This is a genomic window from Cyclobacterium sp. L-R, from assembly GCF_056859355.1.
On record NZ_JBSXOH010000091.1, the window covers coordinates 1 to 20,306 of the forward strand.

Annotated in this window: 19 protein-coding genes, 1 tRNA gene and 1 riboswitch; of the genes, 13 read left to right on the forward strand and 7 right to left on the reverse strand. The window is 40.0% G+C overall.

Annotation, left to right across the window (positions count from 1 at the left end; all coding sequences use genetic code 11):
• Positions 1 to 308 precede the first annotated feature (308 nt).
• Genes AC13EX_RS18385 through AC13EX_RS18395 form a run of 3 tightly spaced genes read right to left on the reverse strand, consistent with a single transcriptional unit; the run spans position 309 to position 3,497 of the window.
• Positions 309 to 1,325, reverse strand: coding sequence for an ABC transporter ATP-binding protein (locus AC13EX_RS18385; protein WP_482893827.1), 1,017 nt, complete (start codon positions 1,323 to 1,325; stop codon positions 309 to 311).
• 11 nt (positions 1,326 to 1,336) lie between these two features.
• Positions 1,337 to 2,320: an iron chelate uptake ABC transporter family permease subunit gene (locus AC13EX_RS18390; protein WP_482893828.1), complete on the reverse strand. Its 984-nt coding sequence runs from the start codon at positions 2,318 to 2,320 to the stop codon at positions 1,337 to 1,339.
• A 43-nt stretch (positions 2,321 to 2,363) separates the two neighbouring features.
• Positions 2,364 to 3,497 (reverse strand): ABC transporter substrate-binding protein, encoded by a 1,134-nt coding sequence (locus AC13EX_RS18395; protein ID WP_482893829.1) that lies wholly within the window; start codon positions 3,495 to 3,497, stop codon positions 2,364 to 2,366.
• Between the two features lie 115 nt (positions 3,498 to 3,612).
• A riboswitch (cobalamin riboswitch) is annotated at positions 3,613 to 3,825 on the forward strand.
• A 185-nt stretch (positions 3,826 to 4,010) separates the two neighbouring features.
• Here AC13EX_RS18395 and AC13EX_RS18400 point away from each other — a divergent pair.
• Positions 4,011 to 5,897 (forward strand): TonB-dependent receptor, encoded by a 1,887-nt coding sequence (locus AC13EX_RS18400; RefSeq protein ID WP_482893830.1) that lies wholly within the window; start codon positions 4,011 to 4,013, stop codon positions 5,895 to 5,897.
• Positions 5,894 to 6,937 carry a YncE family protein gene (locus tag AC13EX_RS18405; RefSeq protein WP_482893831.1) on the forward strand — a complete coding sequence of 348 codons (1,044 nt, stop codon included), beginning with the start codon at positions 5,894 to 5,896 and terminating at the stop codon, positions 6,935 to 6,937. The genes AC13EX_RS18400 and AC13EX_RS18405 overlap by 4 nt, the downstream gene beginning before the upstream one ends.
• 405 nt (positions 6,938 to 7,342) lie before the next feature.
• On the opposite strand, the gene AC13EX_RS18410 is transcribed toward AC13EX_RS18405, so the two are convergent.
• The 4 genes from AC13EX_RS18410 to ruvC form a co-directional block, all read right to left on the reverse strand.
• Positions 7,343 to 7,939, reverse strand: a complete 597-nt coding sequence (locus tag AC13EX_RS18410; protein WP_482893832.1) for a hypothetical protein — start codon at positions 7,937 to 7,939, stop codon at positions 7,343 to 7,345.
• On the reverse strand, positions 7,940 to 9,217 hold the full coding sequence (locus AC13EX_RS18415) for an LVIVD repeat-containing protein (protein ID WP_482893833.1): 1,278 nt from the start codon (positions 9,215 to 9,217) through the stop codon (positions 7,940 to 7,942).
• A 134-nt stretch (positions 9,218 to 9,351) separates the two neighbouring features.
• Positions 9,352 to 9,768: a nucleotidyltransferase substrate binding protein gene (locus AC13EX_RS18420; RefSeq protein WP_482893834.1), complete on the reverse strand. Its 417-nt coding sequence runs from the start codon at positions 9,766 to 9,768 to the stop codon at positions 9,352 to 9,354.
• Between the two features lie 69 nt (positions 9,769 to 9,837).
• Positions 9,838 to 10,413 (reverse strand): crossover junction endodeoxyribonuclease RuvC, encoded by a 576-nt coding sequence (gene ruvC, locus AC13EX_RS18425; RefSeq protein WP_482893835.1) that lies wholly within the window; start codon positions 10,411 to 10,413, stop codon positions 9,838 to 9,840.
• Between the two features lie 52 nt (positions 10,414 to 10,465).
• On the opposite strand from ruvC, the gene AC13EX_RS18430 reads away from it, so the two are divergent.
• The 11 genes from AC13EX_RS18430 to AC13EX_RS18480 all read left to right on the forward strand — a co-directional run bounded on the left by AC13EX_RS18430 (position 10,466) and on the right by AC13EX_RS18480 (position 20,271).
• On the forward strand, positions 10,466 to 11,581 hold the full coding sequence (locus AC13EX_RS18430) for a glycosyltransferase (protein ID WP_482893836.1): 1,116 nt from the start codon (positions 10,466 to 10,468) through the stop codon (positions 11,579 to 11,581).
• A 43-nt stretch (positions 11,582 to 11,624) separates the two neighbouring features.
• Entirely contained in the window at positions 11,625 to 11,876 is a 252-nt protein-coding gene (locus AC13EX_RS18435) for a hypothetical protein (protein WP_482893837.1), read from the forward strand.
• A gap of 1 nt (position 11,877) precedes the next feature.
• Positions 11,878 to 13,095 carry a PP2C family protein-serine/threonine phosphatase gene (locus tag AC13EX_RS18440; protein ID WP_482893838.1) on the forward strand — a complete coding sequence of 406 codons (1,218 nt, stop codon included), beginning with the start codon at positions 11,878 to 11,880 and terminating at the stop codon, positions 13,093 to 13,095.
• Between the two features lies 1 nt (position 13,096).
• The gene (locus AC13EX_RS18445; protein WP_482893839.1) at positions 13,097 to 13,723 is read left to right on the forward strand and encodes a polysaccharide deacetylase family protein; all 627 of its coding nucleotides are present in this window, start codon (positions 13,097 to 13,099) and stop codon (positions 13,721 to 13,723) included.
• 3 nt (positions 13,724 to 13,726) lie between these two features.
• A complete protein-coding gene (locus tag AC13EX_RS18450; RefSeq protein ID WP_482893840.1) occupies positions 13,727 to 14,827 on the forward strand; it encodes a glycosyltransferase in 1,101 nt (366 codons plus the stop codon).
• Positions 14,824 to 15,606: a TatD family hydrolase gene (locus AC13EX_RS18455; protein ID WP_482893841.1), complete on the forward strand. Its 783-nt coding sequence runs from the start codon at positions 14,824 to 14,826 to the stop codon at positions 15,604 to 15,606. The genes AC13EX_RS18450 and AC13EX_RS18455 overlap by 4 nt, the downstream gene beginning before the upstream one ends.
• Positions 15,596 to 16,672, forward strand: a complete 1,077-nt coding sequence (locus AC13EX_RS18460; protein WP_048642765.1) for an asparaginase — start codon at positions 15,596 to 15,598, stop codon at positions 16,670 to 16,672. The genes AC13EX_RS18455 and AC13EX_RS18460 overlap by 11 nt, the downstream gene beginning before the upstream one ends.
• 160 nt (positions 16,673 to 16,832) lie before the next feature.
• Positions 16,833 to 16,919: transfer RNA gene (locus AC13EX_RS18465), tRNA-Ser, on the forward strand.
• A gap of 663 nt (positions 16,920 to 17,582) precedes the next feature.
• Entirely contained in the window at positions 17,583 to 17,864 is a 282-nt protein-coding gene (locus tag AC13EX_RS18470; protein WP_014022577.1) for a helix-turn-helix domain-containing protein, read from the forward strand.
• Between the two features lie 84 nt (positions 17,865 to 17,948).
• Positions 17,949 to 19,184: a VapE domain-containing protein gene (locus AC13EX_RS18475; RefSeq protein WP_482893842.1), complete on the forward strand. Its 1,236-nt coding sequence runs from the start codon at positions 17,949 to 17,951 to the stop codon at positions 19,182 to 19,184.
• 211 nt (positions 19,185 to 19,395) lie between these two features.
• Entirely contained in the window at positions 19,396 to 20,271 is an 876-nt protein-coding gene (locus AC13EX_RS18480; protein ID WP_149392921.1) for a toprim domain-containing protein, read from the forward strand.
• Positions 20,272 to 20,306: the final 35 nt, after the last annotated feature.

The following is a 20,306-nucleotide window of genomic DNA, read 5'->3' on the forward strand; positions in this document are numbered from 1 at the left end:
ACGATTTTTCTCCTTGCATCTTCGGAGAACTTTTGTAATTCACTCATTTTGTCCGATTATAGGTTTACAATTTTTAATTAAATTGTGTCAACCTATTTCAGTACACGACCGATTTTCTTGCGATTGCAACACTTCCCGTAAACACGGGAAAGGCATCACCCCTGACCTTGTCAGGGCGGAGAAATTCTATTACATAATCCGGGTTAAATCGACTTAATCTTTATGTGTAGAATTTTAATTTGCGGTTATATAGTTAACAATATAATAAATGTTTTTATAATTTATAAACAAAATAATATAAAAGTTTTTTAGTTGTTTGTGGTTTTTAAAAATCTAACCATTTCTGAAATCTTTGAAAAAGTAAAATTGTATTGATCCCTATAAATTGTTATCTCAAATGGATTCTCAGTGAGGCTTATTTTTTCTGGCATTGGGATTTCTGTATTTTTCCTTAATGCATTCCTAAGCCAATAGACCAAATGTTCAGGACCGACTATTTCAGGTAAAACACCTGGGTTCTTTAATCGAATTTTGCCATTACTAGCATCAATCTCCCATTTGTTTCCTGGCAGTAATTTTTGAACTTGACCTTCCAGCATTAAATCTTCTGGGCTTCCAGAAACCAGAGGTTCCTGATTGGTCATGATCCAAAGTTGATCGGCTGTTTCCATGGCTACTTCAAGGTCATGGGTAACAACCAAAACGGCTTTGCCTGCTTCCTTTGCTAATTTTTTTAGCAAATACATTATTTCGAAACGATTGGTGAGGTCCAGGTGAGCGGTGGGCTCGTCCAAGATCATAATACTACTGTCTTGCGCCAGGGCTCTGCCTATCATAGCTGTTTGCCTTTGTCCATCGCTCAGTTCGGACAATTTCTTTTGAGCTATCACTTCAAGATGGGTCATTTCCAATACTTGATTAACAATTTTATTGTCAGCCTTACTTAAGTGCCCCAACCATCCTGTATGAGGTGTTCGGCCTAGCGCTACGAGCTCCCGAACAGTCATAAGGCCAGAACGGATTTTCTCTGTTAACACAACAGCAATGTTTTTAGCCCTGTCTTGCTCATTCATTAGCCGGATTTCTTTCTTATCCAACCATATATCACCTTTTAATGGCGGGTTTTGGTTCATAATGGCTTTCAATAGAGTGGATTTCCCAACTCCATTGGGCCCCATCATGCAGGTTAATTCTCCATTATATAAATCAAAGGAAATATCATTTGCTATGGTGTTGACCTGCTGTTCTACGACATATCCTAATACCAAATTTTTTGCATGGATGCAAGGCTTAGCTTGTCTGTGGCTATTTTGATGGATCTCCATTGCGTCAATAATTAAAATGCCTCACTAAAATTCCTTTTCATAATTAACCAGATGATTAAGGGTGCACCAAATGCAGTGGTTACTGCATTGATTGGTAGGCTGGAGGCATAGCCAGGCAATTGACTTAAGGTGTCGCATGCCAACAATACCAAAATCCCTAGCAGAGCGGTTGCAGGAAACAATACCCTGTGGTCATTGGTCTTAAATAGAAGTCTGGCAAGGTGGGGAACGGCAATACCAATAAAGGCAATTGGCCCGCAAAAAGCGGTAATACCTCCGGTTAATATACCCGTACTGACAATCATTATCCACTGCAATTTTTGGAAATTTATACCCATGCTTTTGGCATAAGCCTCTCCCAAAAGCATGGCATTATATGATTTCACGGAAAATATTACCAATGACAGACCTATAAATATAGCTCCTGATAACATTCCCAGTTCAGGCCAACCTGTATTTCCAAGATTGCCCATGGACCATAGGGTAAACATTTTCAATTCTTCAGCAGAGCTGAAATAAGACAATAGGGTAACGATGGAAGATGCGGCACTTCCAAACATCAAGCCTACAATCAACAAAGTCATGCTGTCTTTTACTTTCCACGCTGCTAGTCCCATCAATACCAATACGCCGATAGCCCCAGCACTTGAGGCGATGATGGCTGCCCAATAATTGGGTGTGCCGGACAAAATTTGCCAACCAAAGGCCGTTCCTGCCATAGACAATAAGGCCACCCCTAGGCCTGCTCCAGAGCTGATGCCTAATACGAAGGGTCCCGCCAGAGGATTTCTAAAGAATGTCTGCATCTGCAAGCCACTCACCGAAAGTCCTATTCCAGCCAATATCGCAGTAAACGATTTGGGGATCCTGTAGTCCATAACAATTATTTCCCAACTCTCCCTAGGGAAAGGAATTCCCACCAGTCTTTCCAAAAAGGAGACTACCGGAATAGACAGGGAACCAAGACTTAGATTTAATAGCCACAGTAGGACCATTAAAATCAGACAAAAAGTAAATTTAACGCGGTGAGTCATATGCCTAATCCTCTAATTTTTGGAAATACCTAAATTGATGGTCCACCGCCTTTTCAGGATGGAGAATTTTGATCATGTCCAAAAGCACCAAATCTGGCCGCAGGTATCCCTCTTCAAAATACCTAAATCCACCGGTTTCCCCTTTGCCCAGCGTGTAGGTATATACATTTTTCTTTTTGTAAGCCTCAAAGTCACTGTACTTGGGGTTTTGAGCAACCATACTGCCCAAAGTGGCATAATCGGCTGCCCCTATCCAATAATCTGCTTGGCTGGCCTTGTCCAAAACAAACTCATAGTTTAAAGTCAAACTTCCGGTTCCTTCCATACTGTCAAAAAGGTATTGTCCTGCCGCATCTGCTATGATCTTAGCGCCCCAACTGTCTTTAGCAGGTGCATACCAAATGTCTTTGTACATGGAGCCTGAGAGAACAGAAGGTTTTTCTTCAGCAGCAACAAGGCTGGCGCGTTCTTGAGCAGCTTTATAATTGGTGGCTATTTTTGAATATACTGCTGAGGCCTCTTCCTGTTTTCCCAACAATATCCCAGTTACTTTAATCCATTCGGCCCTTCCCAAAGGGTGCTTTTCCTGGTATTCCTTGTTGACAATAACCGGTATTTTTGCTGATTTCAATCGCTCTACCATTTTAGAGGTTTCTCCAAATCCTGAAACCATGACCCAGTCTGGTTGAAGGTCGATGATTTTTTCTAAATCCCAGGTCGGTCCTTTTCCCAAGTCGATGACTTTGTTGTCATTGATTCTTTTTCTGACTTTTTCAGAAGTTATTAGGTCAAGATCCGGGAATGCCATTAGACTTACTTCAGCATTGAGGTAATCCAAATGAGCAACTTGTGGGGTGGCAGACAATATTATTTTATGGCTGCCTGAAACAATTTTTGCATCAATGGGGATGTCAAGAAAATCAATTTCTTTTTGTGAATCATAAACCAAAAAGCGTTGGTTTTCACCTTCCTGTTGGACAATTTCAATTATATGATAATTTTCCCCGCGGAAAAGTGAAAAACCTTTTGCGTGCATTAAGGGGACTTCTTCCAGGGCATCCATAGTGCCTTCTTGACTGGCTTGCTGGCATGCCGGAAGAATTAATAAAACAAAAATTAATAGACGGATAACAGTCATTTCTTAATAAAAATGAATAAACAGGATTTGATTTTCAGCTCAAAGTAAACCATTGCAGCGTCCATTTCCAACAGCTTAATTTTATCAAAAGTTTTTTGAATAGAGTTTTTGCCGTATGTTTGTGCCGATTTATGGTTCCCGATCCTTAACCAGGCCCTCGGGATTAATAGGGAATTCGGTGTGAAACCGAAACTGTCCCCGCAACTGTAACCCAATCTTTGTAGCAATAAAGAAAATGGAAATCCATCCTTTGCCATTGTCCCATTTGGGGTGAGAAGGCGGATTTACCTTGGGAAGTCAGGAGACCTGCCATTAAAATCTTACCATTCATGGCTTTCGGGAGAAAAGCTGAGAAGAAAGTTTTAGCTGTTTTCAATATTTTCATTTATTGAATATTGGTACCCAAGCCAGATGCGCCTCAAAGGTTATTTTGGCTTGTCCAACAGTTATTATTCCATTCTCTATTTATTCCGAAATGTGTAAAATCATGGATACTTAATAAAAAGAAAGAGGATGTCATTAATTGCTTGTTTGGTTTTCTTTATAACGGGTTGGCAGAGCGAACCTGATTCCGCAAGGGTCTTCCGACAAGATACTTTGGAGCTTGCCAAGGTGGAAGTGCATGCCGCTGCTTTAAGAAAGTATGCTTTCGGTCAATATGTAAGAACCCTTGATTCGGACAGGTTAGACCAATTGTCCGGATATTCACTGGGGGAGGTTTTACAGCAGGAGACTGGCTTGTTTTTAAGACAGTACGGATCGGGGATGTTAGCTTCCCTAAGTATGCGCGGCACTTCAGCCGGACACAATGCCTTGTTTTGGAATGGATTGCCAGTGAATAGCCCTTCATTAGGGCAGGCTGATTATTCGATTTTCCCGATAGGTGGCTTTGATGAAGTGAATATTCATTATGGTAGCTCAGGGGCTTTGTACGGTACTGATGCCATTGGTGGATCTGTTCATATGTCTTCTGATCTGGATTTCAATACCGGCAATGAATTGAAAATAGGGACACTTTTGGGCAGTTTTGGTCGCTGGCACCAGCAGGTGAGCTACCGTCAGGAAGCTGAAAAATTTGCCTTCCGAACCAATGTCTATAGAAATTATACAGCAAATAATTTCACCTATAAGGATTGGGCAAGCCCCGGTACCCCAGAAAAACGGCAGGCTCATGCCAGGGTTTCGCAAATTGGTTTGGTGCAGGATATTGCTTTTAAAATAAGCCGGAAACAGACTTTAAATGCCAACCTATGGATCAATTCCAATGACAGGCAAATACAACCTTTGTTGGGTTCAGCAGTAAGTGATGTGCAAGAAGACCGCAGCGTCAGGACTGTGATAGATTATGCCTTTACAGGCGAAAATTTTACTTGGGCCGCTAATACTGGGATATCCAGTGATGTGATGGTTTTTAATACAGATAGAAACCAAACCCGCTTGTTTTTGCTAGGTACTTCATTGGATTACTCTTTCTCTCAAAAATGGCAGACCCTAGCTGGCATACGATATTCCCATATCAAAGGGCAGTTGGCAACCTACGACAGTCAGGAACAACGGTTAGAATTGTATCAGGCCACCAATTTCAAACCATGGCAAAACTTGGGAATTTCCATGCAACTCAGGCAGCTAATCCATGAAGGAGAAGCAGCGCCTTTTACTCCTTCCTTGGGTGTGGAATGGGCTTTTCTCACTTCAAAAAGGTGGAATTGGCAACTAATAAGTAACCTGTCGAGAAGCTTTAAAATCCCTACTTTAAACGATAGGTTGTGGGTGCCGGGTGGCAATCCTGATTTGATTCCTGAGAAAAGTCTTAGTAAAGAAATTGGACTTACCAGCAAGGCCAAATTATCCGCATTTAGTATCGAAAAAAGGCTTACCTATTTTCATATGGGTGTAGATGATTGGATTTTATGGTTGCCAAATAGCACGTATTGGCAGGCGGAGAATGTACGTTCAGTAGTCAATCAGGGACTTGAGTATTTTTTTAAAGGTCAATTCAAGCAAGGTCGAAATAGCTGGGGATTGAACGTGGACTACAGTATGAATAGCGCAATCAATCAATCTGGAGATCAAGGAAATCCCCTTAGTCAAGGAAAGCAATTGCCCTATGTTCCAAAGCATAAAGTTCGTACCCAAGGAAACCTTCAAAATGGCCCCTACAAGATCTACATTCAACAGCAATGGACAAGTGAAAGGTATGTGACCACGGATAACCAAACCCTTTTGGCTTCTTACAACTTGTGGGATATGGGGTTCACTTTTGCCTTCGATTGGAAAGGAAAACTAAAAGGGAATCTGGGATTACATACAAATAACATTTTCAATGTGGATTATCAGGTGGTTCGCCTGAGATCCATGCCTGGAAGAAATTTTCAATTTAATTTAAATGTAGTGTTATGAAAAAAATGCAGTTAGCCTGTAAGTTGTTTTTGTTTGCCCTTTTGGTATCCTGCGGGACGGATCCAGTTGAAATTCCTCAGGGGGCCTATGAAAATGGTGTGCTGATAATCAATGAAGGGGCATTTGGTGCCAACGATGGTGAAGTTTACCATTTTGATAAAAATACAGCAGAGGCAGAAGCCAATGTTTTTGAAAACATTAATACCAGACCTTTTGCGGGGTTGCTTCAGGATTTGATTAGCTATGAAGACTATACTTACCTGGTAGCCAATACCGGAAAAGTAGAAGTGGTTCAATCTGCAGATTTTATTTCTGTGGGGGCAGTCAATAATGACCTGGTAAATAGCCGGAGTATGGTTAAGGCTGATGGTAAATTGTACATTAGTGATTGGGGACCTTATGATGCCACTTGGAGCAACACCGAATCTTTTGTGGCTGTTGTTGAGAATGTAACAGGAGGGGAGATTGCCTATAAAATCCCTACACCTTCTAGGCCTGAGGGGCTTGCTTTTGTTGGGGACAGAGTATTGGTAGCTTGTCAACTGGGAACCATAGCTGTGATAGAAGTTGGAGAGGATGAGGTAGAGAAAACTGTAGATGTAGATGGAACGCCATTTTTCTTTTTTGAATTTCAGGGAAGTCATTACCTCTATGCCAACGACAGTGAGAAGATCTATCTACACAAGCTGAATTCAGCTACCTTTGAAGTGGTAGAGACCCTTGAATTTCCTGTGAGCAATAGCATTTACAATGGTAATTTCACCATCAATAATAGTGGTGAATTGTTTGTCATTAGCAATCAGACTACGGAAGATGTGGTAGTGAAACTGTCCATAGCTTCTGCTTCGGTTGTGGATGCGGATTTTTATTCCGGAAGTAACTTTTATGGTTTGGGTTTTGATAACGACACGCAAACCTTGTATATCGGAGAGCACAATGGCTGGCAAGGCAATGGTACGGTGATGCGTATCAATGCCCAGGGAGATCTTATCGATCAGACAGCTGTAGGCAGAGGGCCAAATGGATTTTATTTCCCTTAAGTGCTCTAAGTTTTTCAGGTTTAGCTGTTAAAGCTAAATTGACTTACCTACCTACTATAATTTGTAGCGAAACCACTTAATCATTGGATTGAATAGTGGTTTCGCTATTTTTTTAAGCTATCAAAAGACAAAGAATTATAAAGATTAAAACATCCCCTATTTAAAGGGGCCTGGAAGTATATTCTCCGTCATGAACCTTATTGCTAATAGGTTGCTCTCCAGCAGAGCCCATTTCCCCTTCAGGTTCATGCTCTGAAGTTAAAAAAAAACTCTTTCATGAAAAAAATGTTCTCGGAAATTAGGAAAGCAACATAGAAGTGGGTTGAATAAAGGCTTGGAAAGACATTCAATTAATCGAAATAGTTTGATCAGTTGCCAAAGAAAATGGAATTGATTGTATACCTTTTAAAACCAATACCCAATTCTATAGACAAGATTATTGAAGGTGACTTTGTCTACTTCAAAGTAGTTCCAATCTTCGGGTCGGTTACGATTTGGGGATAGTCTGGAGGGGTTGCCAGTATAAAAATAACCGATCTGTCGCTTCAATGAAACACTTAAGGTCCAGAAATTGGCCTTTTTGGTTTTGTATCTGAAGCCAATAGTTACTTGTCCCATCACGCCTCCTTTGCGCCAATTGTGTTGGCCCCACTCATTTACTTCTTCTCTTTCAAAAACGGCAGAACCATAACCTAATTCCCCAGCTCCATACATCTGCCATTTGTTTTGAGGATTTAAAACTCCTCGCCAACCTAAAGCTAAGGGAAGGACAGAATAGTTTGCATACTGGTCCAGTCCCGTCACGAAGCCAACAGCATGTCTGCGGGTGAGTTGAAAACCATTGAAAGTTTGAAAGGTGAAATTGTTTCGGGGTCCAAAGTTATCAGAACCTGTAAGCAGACCCAATTCGGAATGGTTTACAAAGGTTAAATCCTGCCCCTTGCTGATCAGGGGACAGGACCAAATGAATGCTGCTAGGAAAAGTAACAAAAGATTTTTCATCTAATCGTTGGAAACATTAATACAGCTTAATTTTTTAAGTTTCTCCGGATCAGAGTAATCAAATTGACAAACCCCATCAGGCCCTATAACAATAAGCGATTTCGGTCCGGGAATAATGTCTATGGAAACGAGGTTTTTAAGATGTTCCAACTGGTTGTTTGTGATCTCCATTACATCTGAAACATTGAAACTCTTTAATCCTTGATCTCCTTCTGCCAAGTAAAGGTAATCCCCTGAAAGTCCCAGGCCATGTGGATTGTCCATAGGATAAGCCTTCAATAGGGTAGGGGAGTTAAGGTCTTTAATGTCCAATACATGTAGTTCATTGGCTCCATTTTGGCAAATGGCCGCACTTCTCAAGGTCACGAAGGCATAATCATCATTGACTACCACCGGATCACAAGAGGTTATGTGAGAATAAACAGCCATTTCCCTAGGTTCTGCAGGGTTGCTGGCATCATAAATGTGCATGCCCGACATAGAACCAATAAAAAGGTTTCCTTTAAATGGAAAGATTGTTTCTATACCCCAACCTAAGTTTATATCGCTGAGGTATTTGGGGTCCATAGGCTTTTCTACATTAAAAATCCTCATGCTATTGTTGTCCACTGTATAGAGGTGCCCACCTAAAAGGGTGAATCTCGCCATGGATCCACCTTGTCCATAGCTCTGCCCACCATCAGATTTGGCGTATGAAACAGACTCAAATGTCATCATGTCCGTCCTAAAAGTAGGTCTTCCCCAACTATTCCAGCGCATATTTGACTCAGTGGAGGTAATGACGGTGTCCTTATAAGTCATAATGGTACCTGTTTCTTCATTGGAATAGAGGTTAGGAAAAACATCTTTTTCCCTTTTTACCAACTGAATGTTTTCAGGGTTCGAGATATCAAAGGCCAATAAGTCAATATAATTGTCGGCATACAAAATGTTTTCATTGATAGCCATGTCCCCTGTGCCAGGGATATTGATGAAATTTAGGTTTTGAGGGTTCGATGGATCTGAATTATCAAGTAAATGGATGCCTTCCCCGGGTTCTGAGATAAAAAGGTAATCACCATAAATGTAAATTTTTCCCGGCTGATCCAGTGGTATGCCCGGTTCAATGACAATGTCAGCTTCCCTAAACGAGTTTACCTCTATAAAAACAGGTACCTGTGTTTGATAGGTATAGGTGGTCTCAATTTGATCTTCACAGGATGGAAGCACCAAGACCATCATTAGGGAGAGCATAAACTGCATCCCTAAAATAAAATGAGGGTGTAATTTTGTTTTCATGGCATATTGGGAAAAGGTAAAAGGATAATTTCTGAATGATTTATTTTACTATTCTCAGCCAAGACGAAATTTTTTGCTGTTGTGCTACAAGGGTTTGAAAAAAAAATAAAAAAAATTGAATGGGGCTAAATCACTCAGCTATCCAGTTTTTTTTCCATGTTCCTTTCGAATCCCTCCAAAAAGCCCAGGTATTTTTTGACGATGTTTTCAGAAAGAGAACCCAAATAATCACCCGGATAGAGTGGATTGTATTTTATTCTGTGAATGATCATGTCCAGCCAGCCTTGTCCATCATCTATTAGATCAGCATGAAATGCTTCTACGGTTAGGTCTCTAGAGCCAGAAAAAGGTGCTTTGCCTTGTGATTTGAAATATGAGGCTATGGTTTCTAAAGCAGCATCATGGGATTTTTCAAAACTTACGATTAATTTGGCGCGTATGGCATCATTCATTCCATGACTTTGTCCTTCCTGAATCAAATCACGTAATTCATTCAATTGGCTGATAAAATCAGTCAAACAGTGTTCACATTCCAATACCGTTTTTTTCATAGCTATATGGGTTTAGTTCTTTACTAATTTATCAATTATGGACTAGAATTCTAATTTAATGGGGAAAAATTATTTTTTAATTCGATCAGGATTTTCAGTAATGAATGACTTCCAGCCACCACTTCTCCCTTTGGTCTGAATTCTTCCATCATGAAAATGGTGGCACAATGCGACGGCCAAAGCATCTGTTGCATCCAGTAATTTTGGTACCTCTTCAAAGTTCAACAAGGATTTAAGCATTTCAGCCACCTGCTCTTTGGAAGCATTTCCATTGCCTGTTACCGATTGCTTCACTTTCTTGGGAGAATATTCTGTAATAGATACCTCCTTTGCTAGGGCTGCCGCCATGGCTACCCCTTGTGCCCTTCCTAATTTAAGCATGGACTGTACATTTTGCCCAAAAAATGGTGCTTCCAAGGCCATGGAGTCTGGCCTATGGGTTTCTATAATATAAGTTATCTTTTCAAAAATCTTTTTGAGTTTCAATGCATGGTCACTGTATTTTTTCAAATGAATGACGCCAAACTCAATTATACTGTATTTAGATCCTTTGACCAAAATTAAACCATAACCCATTACTGTAGTTCCAGGGTCAATACCCAAAATTATTTTTTCTTTGACTGGATTTTTTACAATTTTACTCATCGGTGCAATTTACCATAAATCCTCTAATGCCCATAAAATGCTTGTCCTTGCAATGTTCTATTTTTTATTTTCCGTAGCTTACTTCTGGGGATTGAGGTATTTGATAAGGGTTTGGGATGACCAGACAAGAAAGCTAGGGCCTTTAGAAACGGATGACCAAAGTTTCCTAAATCAATGTACTTTATTGGTACCTTTCAGAAATGAAGAAAATAACCTAAGCCTATTGCTCCCTCACTTTGCGGATACCCTTCCTCCATTGGTGAATGTGACCTTAATCGATGACCACAGTGAGGACAATGGAGCTGAGATGGTGAATCGGTTTATTGAAAAGCACAACCTAATTAACTGGCAGTTAATCAAGAGTAAGGGCGTAGGGAAGAAAGCGGCGCTAAGCACAGGGATTCAAGCCAGTAAATCAGAAATTATTGTTACTACCGATGCTGATGTTAGGGTCAACAAAGCCTGGTTGTCCCATCTTACCGCTCCATTTCAGGACCCAAACATCCAATTGGTGACTGGTCCTGTGATGACTATTTCTAGCAAAGGTGTTTTCAGTGATTTTCAGCAAATAGAATGGGCCAGCTTAATTCTAATGACACAGGCGTCTTTTGCCAAGGGAGAGCCATTAATGTGCAGTGGGGCCAATCTGGCTTTCCGAAAGCAAGCCTTTAACGCCGTAGCTGGATATGAAGGGAATGCTCATATTCTTTCAGGAGATGATGAATTTTTACTTAAAAAATTAAGCAATACATTTGGGCCTTCAGCTTTGGATTACCTTATAACACCCTTTTCTTTGGTAAAAACCCATGAATTAAAGACCCCAAAAGATTGGATACGGCAGCGCTCAAGATGGGCCAGCAAATGGAATGCCCACAAAGAACTAAAACACTGGCTATCCGCGGTAATGCTTGCTGCCTTTTGTTTTCTTTTACTGACAAGTATTCCTTTGGTATTTATTTCCTGGAAATTCACATTGGGGATGCTGGTTTTTTGGGTTTTAAGGTTTAAAATAGAAAAAGAAGTTTTAGGAAAAGTTTTGGATCATTATAGGGTAAAACCTTCCAATCTAAGCTGGTTTTTAGCAGGCTGGATTTATCCTTTGCTTGTGCTTTGCACTCTTCCTTTTGCGATTTTTGGAAATTATACCTGGAAAGGAAGGAAAAGCTAATGAATCCCTTAATTTTGTGATTAGACTTAAAAGAGAGGCGACAATGACAAATGACGAATTTGACCTTTTGGATGAATTGTATTTCCTTCAATCCTATCAATACCTGAAATCTAGTTTGGAATGGGAAGACCACAAGTTATTGGAAAATTTAGCTCAGCTAGTGGAAAAAGGTTGGATAAGATGTTATGCTGCACCGGAAAATGAAATTTTCGATGCCCTGCCTTTAACCGATAAAGGAAAGACTTACTATTACCTTGCTACCAAAGAGGGTCTGCTCAATCACAATACCTTATAAAATGACTGCAGAGACAATTAAGTACCAAAGAAAGGAACTGGAATTAAAAGCATTGCTGGAGATCACCCAAGCCATCAACGAAAATAAAAATGAGAGCGTACTTTTAAATATTTTTAAGTTCACCTGTCTGGTTCATTTGAATATCAAATCTCTGGTGCTCTATGTCTATAACCAACAAGAACAATTTTTCCTAAGAAGAATTTCCCATCAGGTCAAAGAAAAGCTGCCGGAAAAAATTCAGAAAGCCGATGTGCAGGAAAACAAAGAACTAGGCAAACTCAGCCTTTCCCTTTCTGAAGAATATTCCTTTGCGGAGGTAAATATTTATGTGCCCGTTTACCATAAAGATAAAATGCTTGCCATCCTCTTCTTGAGTACCAAAGATGGAGATGCAGGTTTGGATCTGGATTTTACCCAAGCATTGACAAACATACTTGTGGTGGCATTGGAGAACAAGCGTTTTGCCAGAAAGCAGCTGGAACAGGAAAGTTTTCGTAAGGAAATGGAGATTGCGAGCAATGTGCAACGCATGTTATTTCCAGCTACACTACCAGATCACAATACGCTAAAAGCTAAAGTAACCTATATCCCTCACAGTTCTGTTGGGGGTGATTATTATGATTTGATTGAAAGGTCTGAAGATGATGTCTATTTCTGTGTAGGAGATGTTTCTGGTAAAGGAATGCCGGCATCACTGCTGATGTCCAATTTTCAGGCAGCGCTTAGAACCCTTCTTCGTAGCGGAACCGATTTGAAAACCATTGTAGAGCAATTGAATTTTTCCACCTTTGATACTACAAAAGGGGAAAGGTTTATTACCTTTTTTCTAGGACATTATTCCTATAGTCAAAAGAAACTAAGCTATGTCAATGCTGGACATAATCCTCCGGTATTGTGCACCAGTGCAAGCGATTCTCCAGAACTGCTGGAAGCTGGTACCACCATATTGGGAGCTTTCGAAACATTGCCTTTTATGGAACAGGGAGAGAGAGAAAACCTTGATCATTTTATGCTTCATCTTTATACTGATGGTTTGACAGAAGCCTTGAACCCTAGCGGAGAGGAGTTTGGTGAAGAAAGATTTTTGGCCTATATAGATGCTCATCCATCCTATAACCCTGAACGATTTCATGAAGGATTCCTTAGTGCTTTAGCCGAGTTTTCAGACGGTATTCCCGGAAGGGACGACATTACCTTGCTAAGCCTTCAATTCAATTGATATGCAATTCTATAAAGTTCCGGGTATAATACCGAGCCTCTTTAATGGCTATACTTGGCACAAAGACCGCAACAAAAAAACGGTATACCTGACTTTTGATGATGGTCCAGTACCTTCAGTATCTGATTATGTGTTGAAGCTATTGGACGAACAGGAGATGAAGGCCACATTCTTTATGGTGGGAGACAATGTGTTCAAAAATCCTGCTTTAGCCAATGAAATTATTCAGGAAGGTCATGGGGTCGGGAACCATACCTATCATCATCTGAGGGCTGGCAAAACACCACTTACCGTGTACCTAGATGACCTGGAACAATGCCGAAAGGTGATATTGGAGAAGACTGGTGTTGACACCAAAACATTTCGTCCCCCCTACGGTTGGATAAATGGGCGTTATTCTCGGCATTTGTCGCAGAATTATGAAATTATTCTTTGGGACGTGATTTCATGGGATTTTAAAAACGGTTTAAATACAGGAGTTGCGCTGAATAAAATTAAGGAACATACAGAAAATGGTTCCATTGTTTTGTTTCATGACCAGCTCAAATCCAAAAATAATCTTCAGAAGATTTTACCAGGTTATTTGGAGTATTTGTCCTCTCAAGGATTTCAAACGGCATTATTATAAGACATGGTAGGTCAAGCAGCCCTTTTTATCGTGATTTTGGTTACACTAATGTATGCTGCCTTGTCCTTATTGCTCCGCTTCAAATTTAAAGAATACAGCAATGTTGTGGAGGAAATGCCTTTCATATCAGTTCTCCTTCCATGTCGCAATGAAGTCGATAACCTTCAGGATTGCCTCAAAGCGCTTGAAAATATAGATTACCCATCAGAAAAAATCACGTTTTTGGTCGCTGATGACCATAGCGAGGATGAAACCGCCGAAATTTTACAGAATTGGACTTCTAAGGCTGAAAACAGAATTTTGGTACCTCTTAAGAAGAGGCCTGAAAAAGGACAAAATGGGAAGGCCCTGGCATTGGCTGTAATGGCAAGCAGAGTAAAATCGGAGTTATTGTTTTTTACAGATGCTGATTGCATTGTGCCCACATCCTGGTGCAGGTCATTTGTAAAGGCGTATAGTAAAGATTATGGTCTGGTTACTGGTATCACTACCGTAGCAGGAGATAGCTTGTTTGCCCGCATGCAGGCTTTGGATTGGTGGCTTACGTTGGGAAAGGTAAAAGTAGTGTCAGATTCGGGCTACTCCCTGACCGCTATGGGCAACAATATGGCCATGGAAAAGGAGGCCTATTTAAAAGTAGGTGGATTTAACTCCGTTGTGCAAGAGGTTACTGAGGACCTGGCCATTTCCAAGGCTTTGTATAACAAGGGATACCGGCCGATACATGTGGTAAATAAAGCCTCTTTGGTGAAAACAAAAGCTGAAAAAACAATAAAGGGTTTGCTCCATCAGCGCAAAAGATGGATGCGTGGAGCCTTTTTACTACCATTGATCTGGCAGGTTTTGCTGGGACTACAGGTGGTTTTTTACATTGGCTTATTGATTGGAATCTATTATGTTCCCTTGTGGACAATAGGATTCTGGTTGATTAAAATTTTCTTTCAGTCAATATTTATAAGCACTTTTTCCATGAAAACTGGAATTAAAATCCGATTTTTAGACTTTATATACTTTGAAATTTATAATTGGTGGGTGAGTTGGGCAACAGTAATTTTTTATTTTTGTCCTGTGGCCCTTACCTGGAAAAACCGAAGCTATTTATGAAATTTATAGAAACCCATGCCCATATATACAGTAAAAAATTTAGTGAAGACGTTGAGGAGGTTGTTCAAAGAGCCAACGATTCAGGAATAGCTAAAATTTTTATGCCCAATATAGACCTGGATTCTATAGACGGCATGTTGGCATTGGAGCAGAAGTTTCCCAATGTTTGCTATTCCATGTTGGGCTTGCATCCTTGTGATGTGGACAAAGACTTTGAAAAAACCTTGTCCGAGATGGAAAAATGGTGGGATAAACACACATTTCACGGAGTGGGAGAGACGGGCATTGATTTGTATTGGGACAAAACGCACTTGGAGGAACAAAAAGCTTCTCTCAAAGTACATGTTGATTGGGCCAAAGAAAAGCAACTACCATTGATTTTACATTGCAGGGAATCTTTGGATGAAACATTGGATTTGATCGGCCCTTTGTGTGATAAAAATCTTTCGGGAATTTTTCATTGTTTTTCAGGAACGGTGGAGCAAGCCAGGCAGATCATAGAAATGGGGTTTTATTTGGGAATAGGAGGTACACTCACTTTCAAAAACAGTGAGGTAGGTGCTGTAATTAAAGAGTTGGGGCTTGAGCATTTGGTTCTTGAGACAGACAGTCCTTTCCTTTCTCCTGTTCCTTTCAGAGGGAAAAGGAATTCCCCTGAGTACATTCCTTATATTGCTGAAAAAATGGCTGAATTTACCGGAACAAGTATCTCAGAAGTGTCAGAAATAACAAATAGGAATGCATTAAAAGTTTTCAAATTGCTTCCCGATGAATTATAAGATTGTAAGGCTCAACACAGCGGCGAAAAAGGAAATTGAACACTCTGTATTGATTATTTATACAGGAGGTACTTTGGGTATGGCTTATGATGAAAATGGGGCTTTAGTGCCGTTTAATTTCGGTAAAATCCTTGAAAAGATACCTAACCTGAATAACCTGAACATTAGTATTACGGTAATTTCATTTCCAGAGCCCATTGATTCCTCCAATATCAACCTGAACCATTGGGTGGACATGGCCTATATCATTTACGAAAACTACGATACCTACGATGGCTTTGTGGTACTGCACGGTACGGACACCATGGCCTACAGTGCCTCTATGCTTAGCTTTATGCTTAAAGGGCTAAATAAACCTGTGATTTTTACCGGTGCCCAACTTCCGATTAGTGCGATGCGTTCCGATGCTAGGGAAAACCTGATGACCTCTTTGGAAATAGCCATTTCCAAAGCAAATGGTAAACCCATTGTACCAGAGGTGTGCATCTTCTTTAACCACATGTTATTACGCGGCAACCGAGCTAAAAAGGTTCAAAGTGTCCATTTTGATGCCTTTGAGTCAGAAAATTATCCTCCTCTTGCCGAATCCGGCATTATCATAGATTATAACTATGCAAGCATTAGGCCTTATGAGGAAGGTAAAAAACTTCGCTATCTCAACAAACTTGACAATAGTGTGATGGTATTGAAATTGTTTCCTGGGATTACTGTGCAGGTAATCGAACATTGCCTCAATATGAAAGGCTTAAAAGGGGTAGTGTTGGAAACCTATGGTTCAGGAAACAGTCCTAGCGAAAGTTGGTTTATCAAAGCCATGGAAGCGGCAGTGGATAGGGGGATTTTGATTTTAAATGTTTCCCAATGCAACGGTGGTAGGGTAATACAAGGAAGATACCAGACCAGTATGGATCTAAAAAGGGTTGGGGTTTTAAGTGGTGCAGACATTACTACAGAGGCTGCGGTTACCAAAATGATGTTCCTTTTGGCGAACGAATCTGACGAAACGGAAATCAAGCGCAAGCTAATGATGCCTTTGGCAGGAGAAATGTCAGTTTTGAACCAATAATGGAGGAATTAGCAATGAGTTGACCATCAATCTTATAGCATTGATAGCGTAATTTTTGTTTAAAAACCTCGATTTTTTTCTTGAATAAAGCGTTAAATAACTTGCAAGAACTGATTTTTATAATTTTCTTTGTCGGCTCAATGAAACGAAATATTTCCACAGAGAGGTGTCCGAGTGGTTTAAGGAGCACGCTTGGAAAGCGTGTATACTAGCAATGGTATCGAGGGTTCGAATCCCTTCCTCTCTTCATAGTAAAATCCTAACTTATTGTTTATCAATAAGTTAGGATTTTTTATTTTGTAAAGGGGGCTATTTGTGGGGCTATATTGAGAAAATTTTAGCATCAGGCTTAAACAAAGACGATAGTATGAAATGAATTTTTTATGCAATGAAGTGAGAAGGTATTTTTTAAAATTACTTTTCCAACATGCTTCCCTTTTCAATTTACATTCACCTTTATGATTTTAAATTTTAGTTATCGCCACTGGAATATTCATTAGACATAGCCAAACCAGTTCTCAATAAAGTATTGTCTTTAGAATTTACCCCATTGATCAAAAGTAGTTTTTGCTTATAATTCTAACTTGCACCCAGTTTCCTTCAATAAACTTAGCCTAAGAATACTTACTAGGATAACCTGATTTTTTGCCAGTTGGAATTTTTCAAAATTACTTTCTTTGGTGGTTTAATTTTACAGAACCTGGATAATTGTGATTCATTTTTCTTTGCTATAAACCCAAATTTTTTTGTATTCCTTCCAAAGTATAAACTTCACCATAATTTTTTCCTTAATAAAAATAGCTATTAGTGATCATTAAAGTTGCTTTTTAAAACTTGGGGTACTACCCCAGCTAACTACCCCTGCCAACTTGTGACCATATTCGGCCAACAAACCAAACGAAAACTGAATATGAATGACATGATCTTTTCACCAATTGACAAAAGACAACTTATCCAGGAGATTGCTGAAGAAGTAGCTTCCAGGATAATTCCTGAGCTGCAGCCAGCCACTCCCGACGATGAATTGATACAGATCCCCGAAGCCATGAAACTGCTAGGGCGCTCCCGCACAACGATCAACAATTGGCGCAGGGAAGGTTTCCTGAAGGAACAGGTAATCAACACCAGGGTATATTTCAAAAAGTCGGATATACTCAATGCCGGTCACCAGAAAAACGGCCGGAAAAAATAAAAGCGGATCATGCCCGATCCGCCTTAATTAATTTCATTAGGAAATGGTATCCTGTTTTTAGTGAGATAAATATACCATTTCTGTATGGAAAAATCAACCCAAATCTACAGAAATATGGACGATCAAACCCCTATCAAAAAGATTGATGAGAAATCTTCGAGTGCAACCATTCGAATGATCAGATTCCTGATGTCAAAATATGATTTTAAAAATAACATGGTACTCAACGAGGTCTTTGCAAAAGAAAAAGAAGGAAAGAAGTACCACCCAGTCAATCCCCATACGCTTTACATAGAATGCCGACAGGAGGGATACCGTACTTCGGTGGCAGAGATCAATACCTTTCTGTCTTCAGATTTTATTCCAAAAACCAACCCTTTCGTGAATTACTTTAAGCATGTCCGGGACACCTGGAGTGAAGCCAATCATGGGGATTATATCCGGAAATTCACTCGATATATTCAGGTACATGGACAAGAACGTTTTGAGATCCAGTTCAAAAAATGGCTGGTGCGCTGTGTGGCCTGTTGTCTCCGGGATGACTTTTTCAATAAGCAAGCCCTGATCTTTGTACAGGAGCAACAGAATAGTGGTAAAACCACACTTACACGTTTCCTGATTCCAGATCAGCTGAAGACTTACCAAGCTGAAAATATTTCTGTGGACAAGGACAGTCTAATCGCCTTGAGTCAGAATTTCGGAATCATTCAGGATGAGCTTTCCACACTTTCCAAAACAGAGATCAACGCACAGAAAACGCTGATGAGTAAATCACAAGTCAAAGTTAGGCATCCTTATGACAAGAAGCCTAAAATGGAACCGAGAAGGGCTTCCATTTGGGGATCCACTAATAAGGCTGAGTTTCTCACGGATGTAACAGGTAGTGTGCGTTGGCTCTGCTTTACGGTAAGGGAAATTAATTGGAATTACATAAAGGAAATTGAAATCGATAGGGTTTGGGCACAGGCTTATCAGTTATACCTGACGAATTTTCATTATGAAATGACAGCGAAGGAAATCCGGGAAAATGAAATCATGAACAACCAGTACAAAACCATTTCTCCTGAAGTAGAGCTAGTGCAAAAGTTCTTTACACCAGGCACCAAAGAGGACCATGACAAATTCATGACTGCAACGGATATCTGCCATCAGCTGGCTTTAAATATTTCCGGCAATCTAAGAATTAGCCCTGTGGAGATTGGGAAAGCCTTGAAACTGCTTGGTCATGTTCAGACCCAAGTACGGAGAAACGAAACCCAAACCTTCCCCGAAAAGGGATACTACATAAAACAAAACCAACCTACTACTTACTACAAATAGGGGTTAAATATTTGATATGCAGCTAATTAACCTGTAGTAAGATTAAATAATTAAGGTTACTACAGCCTACTACATATCGTACTTTTGTAGTAAGATGCTTTTTGAGCAATAATAGATATAAACAACTGAATATCAATAATTAATTGGGTGTTTGTAGTAAGGTAGTAGCTGTAGTAAGTGGTTTTTTCAAAAAAAAATAAACTTAAAAACAATGAATGCAAAAGAAGCAAATAAAATACCCATAATAACCTATCTGGATCAGATGGGAATCAGACCAAGTAAAGTAAAAGCGGGTTATTGCTTTTATTATTCTCCCTACCGGGAGGAATCAACCCCTTCTTTTAAGGTAAGCCCGAGCAAAAATCTATGGGTAGATTTTGGAGATGGTAATGCTGGGGGTACGTTGATTGACCTGGTTCTTAAAATGAATCCTGCTTATACTGTTCCTGATGCCATTAGGGAAATCAAAACAGTAAGTGGGTCTTCTTTTTTTCTTCACCAGCCTGCTATTCCCCGACCCGAATCATCCGAAGAGTCAGCTGAAGGAATCAAGATTATAAAAACCAAACAACTAGGAAACAATAGTGCCATAACGGAATATCTTCAATCCAGGCGAATCCTTCTGGATACAGCTAAAGAATTTTGCCGTGAAGTCTATTACCGCATTGGTGACAACAGGTATTTTGGGCTAGGTAATCCTCATGAAAACGGCTGGGCAATTCGTAACAAATATTGGAAAGGCTGCACTGCCCAGGGTGTATCTACTTACTGTAACAATTCAGCAGATCTATGCCTGTTTGAAGGAATATTTGACCTGTTGAGTTATAAGGAGATGAGAAAAGGGGACCAATACCGAGAGGACTTTATGGTGCTTAATTCTTTGGCCAATTTACAGGGATATTATTCGAAAATAAATAAGTACAGGCGTGTAAACTTATTTTTGGACAGGGATAAGGCTGGGAAAGAGGCGTCCAGAAAATTAATGGATAGGCTACCTCATTGCAGAGACCAGTCAGAATTATTTCATCCCCATAAAGATTTAAACGAGTATTGGATGAGTAGGGAAAATTTAGGCGTAAAAAGGTAACTGAACAAATTAAGATTTTTAGGATACTACAGAAA